Annotated in this window: 4 protein-coding genes; all 4 read left to right on the top strand. The window is 73.2% G+C overall.

Annotated features, from left to right (window positions below; all coding sequences use genetic code 11):
- Positions 1 to 271 precede the first annotated feature (271 nt).
- The 4 genes from GKQ77_RS29915 (at position 272) to GKQ77_RS29900 (ending at position 3,521) form a co-directional block, all read left to right on the top strand.
- A complete protein-coding gene (locus tag GKQ77_RS29915; RefSeq protein ID WP_219692248.1) occupies positions 272 to 1,171 on the top strand; it encodes a LysR family transcriptional regulator in 900 nt (299 codons plus the stop codon).
- A 110-nt stretch (positions 1,172 to 1,281) separates the two neighbouring features.
- Positions 1,282 to 1,845, top strand: coding sequence for a helix-turn-helix domain-containing protein (locus GKQ77_RS29910; protein WP_372460022.1), 564 nt, complete (start codon positions 1,282 to 1,284; stop codon positions 1,843 to 1,845).
- A gap of 8 nt (positions 1,846 to 1,853) precedes the next feature.
- Entirely contained in the window at positions 1,854 to 2,414 is a 561-nt protein-coding gene (locus tag GKQ77_RS29905) for a GNAT family N-acetyltransferase (protein WP_219692249.1), read from the top strand.
- Between the two features lie 129 nt (positions 2,415 to 2,543).
- A complete protein-coding gene (locus GKQ77_RS29900) occupies positions 2,544 to 3,521 on the top strand; it encodes an alpha/beta fold hydrolase (RefSeq protein ID WP_219692246.1) in 978 nt (325 codons plus the stop codon).
- Positions 3,522 to 3,542: the final 21 nt, after the last annotated feature.

The following is a 3,542-nucleotide window of genomic DNA, read 5'->3' as shown; positions in this document are numbered from 1 at the left end:
GGGTACTTTCGGTCGCCAAGGACACTCCTGGTCGGCGGTGGAGGACTGTGATCGGTGCTCGTAGCTCGGTGCTCGGTGCTCGTAGGTCGGTGCTCGTAGGTCGGCGATCGCTCGGAGCCCTCACAGTGCGGTTTCGCGGCCTCGCCTGTCGACCGATTTTGGGGCGCGGAAGGCACCGGAGGCGCGGGTGGGCCCGGGCGACCCGGCCCGCCGCTCGCCCGGGCGTGACCGGTGGTGCGGCCGAGGCCCCCGGTTTGGGAGAATCGGGCACATGATCGAAGCGCGGCGGCTGCACATCCTCCGAGCGGTGGCCGACCACCGCACAGTGACCGCCGCTGCCGCCGCGCTGTACCTCACCCCTTCCGCGGTGTCCCAGCAGCTCACCGCGCTTGAACAGGAGACGGGCCACCGCTTGGTCGACCGCTCGGCGCGCGGCGTACGCCTGACGGCCGCCGGAGAGATCCTGCTGACGCACACGAACGCGGTCCTTGCCCAGTTGGAGCGCGCCGAGGCCGAACTCGCCGCGTACAGCTCCGGAGAGGCCGGCACGGTCACCGTCGCCTCCTTCGCCACGGGGATCGGCCTGGTCGTCGGCCCGGCCCTGGCGCGCCTCGCCGTCTCCGCCCCCGGCATCAGGGTCCGGGTCCAGGACGCGGAGGGCGACGCGAGCCTTCCGATGGTGCTCGACCGGCAGGTGGACGTCGCGGTCGCCGTCGAGTACCGAGGGGGGCCCGGCGCGGACGACCCGCGCCTGACGCGCGTACCCCTGTACGCGGAGCCGTTCGACGCGGTGCTGCCGCTCGGTCACCGGCTCGCCGACGCCGACCGGGTGCCGCTGGCCGAGCTGGCCAAGGACGCCTGGATCGGCCCCTTCGCGGGCAACCCCTGCCATGACGTGGTCGTCCTCGCCTGCGAACAGGCCGGATTCCAGCCCCTCCTGGAGCACTGGTCGGACGACTTCCGCGCGGTGGTGGCGCTCGCCTCGGCCGGTGCGGGCGTCGCCCTGGTGCCGCGCTCGGCGCTGCGCGGCATGGACGTGTCGGGCGCGGTGGTGCGCCCGGTGGAAGGTGCGGCCCCCACGCGCCGGGTGTTCGCGGCGGTGCGGTGCGGGGCGGAGGAACACCCGCTGATCCGGCCCGTCCTCACGGCCCTCGGGGAGGCGGCGAGCTGAGCCCGGACGCCACGCGGCCACGGCCGCCCGGGCGGGATCCAGATCTGCCGGGTGCCGAGAGATTCAGGTCACCCTTGCTGGCGTCCCACATGCGGGATATCGTGCCGAATATGGAACACGAAGGAGTCGACGCGCGCCTCGCCGCCCGACTGTCCGAGCTGCGCGCCGAACGCGGCTGGTCCCTGGGCGAGCTGGCCGAGCTGAGCGGCATCAGCCGCTCCACCCTGTCCCGGGCCGAGCGCGCGGAGATCAGCCCCACCGCCGCCCTCCTGAACCGCCTCTGCGCCGTCTACGAACGGACCATGTCGCAGCTCCTGAGCGAGGTGGAGGCCGAGCCCGCGCAGCTGGTGCGCGCCGTCGACCAGGCGGTCTGGGCGGACGACGAGGCAGGCTTCATGCGCTGGTCGGTCTCGCCGCCGCACCTCGGGATGCGCGGCGAGCTGGTCGAGGGCCGCCTGCAGCCGGGCGCCGACATCGACTACGACAGACCGCCCGTGCCCGGCCTCGAACAGCACATCTGGGTGCTCGAAGGCGCCCTGGAGGTCACGGTGCTGGGGGAGGCGCACTCCCTGCGGACCGGCGACTGCCTGCGCTACCGGCTGTGGGGCCCGTCGCGCTTCCGCTGCCTGGGGGAGCAGGCCGTGCGTTACGCGCTCGTGGTCGTGAAGCCGTGACCGTCGCCGTGTCGCCGACGCGCCTCGACGCGGACAGGCTTTTGGCGTACGCGCATGATCTCGCCGGCCTCCTGACCGACACCGTGCGGGGCGGTGCCTCGCTGGGCTTCCTCGCGGATCTGGACCGTACCGCCGCGGCCGCCTGGTGGCGCGGGCTCGCTCCCGCGGTCGAGGAGGGGCGCCTCGCCGTCTGGGCCGCACACGACGCGGAGCGAATCACGGGGACCGTCAGCCTCGCGTTCACCGACAAGCCCAACGGCCGCCACCGCGCGGAGATCGCCAAGCTGATGGTCCACCCCTCCGCGCGCGGGAGGGGCCTCGCCCGCGCCCTCCTGTCCGCCGCCGAGGAAGCGGCGGCGGACGCGGGTGTGACCCTCCTCGTCCTGGACACCGAGACCGGCAGCCCCGCCGAAGCGCTCTATGAGAGGGCGGGCTGGACGCGGGCCGGAACCATCCCCGACTACGCGACGGACCCGGCCGGCACCCTCCACCCGACGACCCTCTTCTACAAACGCCTCGGCGGGCGCTTCGGCAAGGACTTCGGCGAGACGTCCGCGACGAGTCAGTAGCCCGGCGCCGCCGGCGCCGCCGCCCACGCGCGCGTGGGCGGCATGAGGCTTCGCGTGCGGGGGAGGCTGAGGCGGAGGATCACACCGAACGCAGCAGATCCCAGCAAGCCACCCCAGGGAGCCCGCGCGATGTCCGACCGAGCCGACGACACCCCCTCCGCCGCCACCTACACCGCCGGACTGCTCAACGCCGCCGACGGCGTACCCGTCGCCACGTACACCTGGCTCCCGGCCGACGGCAGGCCGCGCGCCTACGTCCAGATCGCGCACGGAGCCGCGGAACACGCCCTGCGCTACGACCGGTTCGCCCGCCACCTGGCCGCGCACGGCTACGGAGTCGTCGCCTCCGACCACCGCGGGCACGGCGCCACCGCGCAGGCCACCGGCGGCTACGGCGTGACCTCCGGAGCGGACGGCTCCGATGAGGCCGACAGCTGGCGGGCGATCGTCGACGACCTCAAGGCCATCGGCGACCAGGTGCGCACCCTGCACCCCGGGCTCCCGTTCTTCCTCCTGGGCCACAGCCTCGGCTCGATGCTCGCGCGGGACTACGCCCAGGAGTACGCGGACGGCCTCGCGGGACTGATCCTCACGGGCACGTTCCGCTCGCTGCCCGGTGCCGATCCGGAGGGCTCGATCGCGCGCCTGGAACGCGAGATCGCCGAGCACGGCCGCGCCGCGATCTCCTCGTACGTCCCCGACCTCTTCGCCTCCTTCAACGACGCGTACACCCACCGCACCGGCTTCGAATGGCTCTCGCGGGACGAGGAGGAGGTCGATGCGTACGCCGCCGACGAGCGCTGCGGGTTCGCCTTCTCGGCGGGTCTCTCCCTGGACTGGGTCCGGGGCGTGCGCAAGATCAACGATCCGCGCAACCTCGCGCGCGTGCCCGACGATCTGCCGATCCACGTCGCGGTCGGCGAGCAGGACCCCTGCAACCAGCGGATGAGCCTGGTCCACGAACTCCTGGAGGACTTCCGGTACGTGGGGGTGGAGGACCTCACTTGGAAGGGCTACCCGGACGCGCGCCACGAGATCCTGAACGAGACCAACCGCGACGAGGTCCAGGAGGACCTGACGGAGTGGCTGGACAAGCGGGTGCTGTGAGAGGCGTCGCGGGGTGGGAGG

The sequence above is a fragment of the Streptomyces anatolicus genome (assembly GCF_019400875.1).
In the GTDB taxonomy this organism is placed as follows: domain Bacteria; phylum Actinomycetota; class Actinomycetes; order Streptomycetales; family Streptomycetaceae; genus Streptomyces; species Streptomyces anatolicus.
This window is presented reverse-complemented; position numbering and strand designations above follow the sequence as displayed.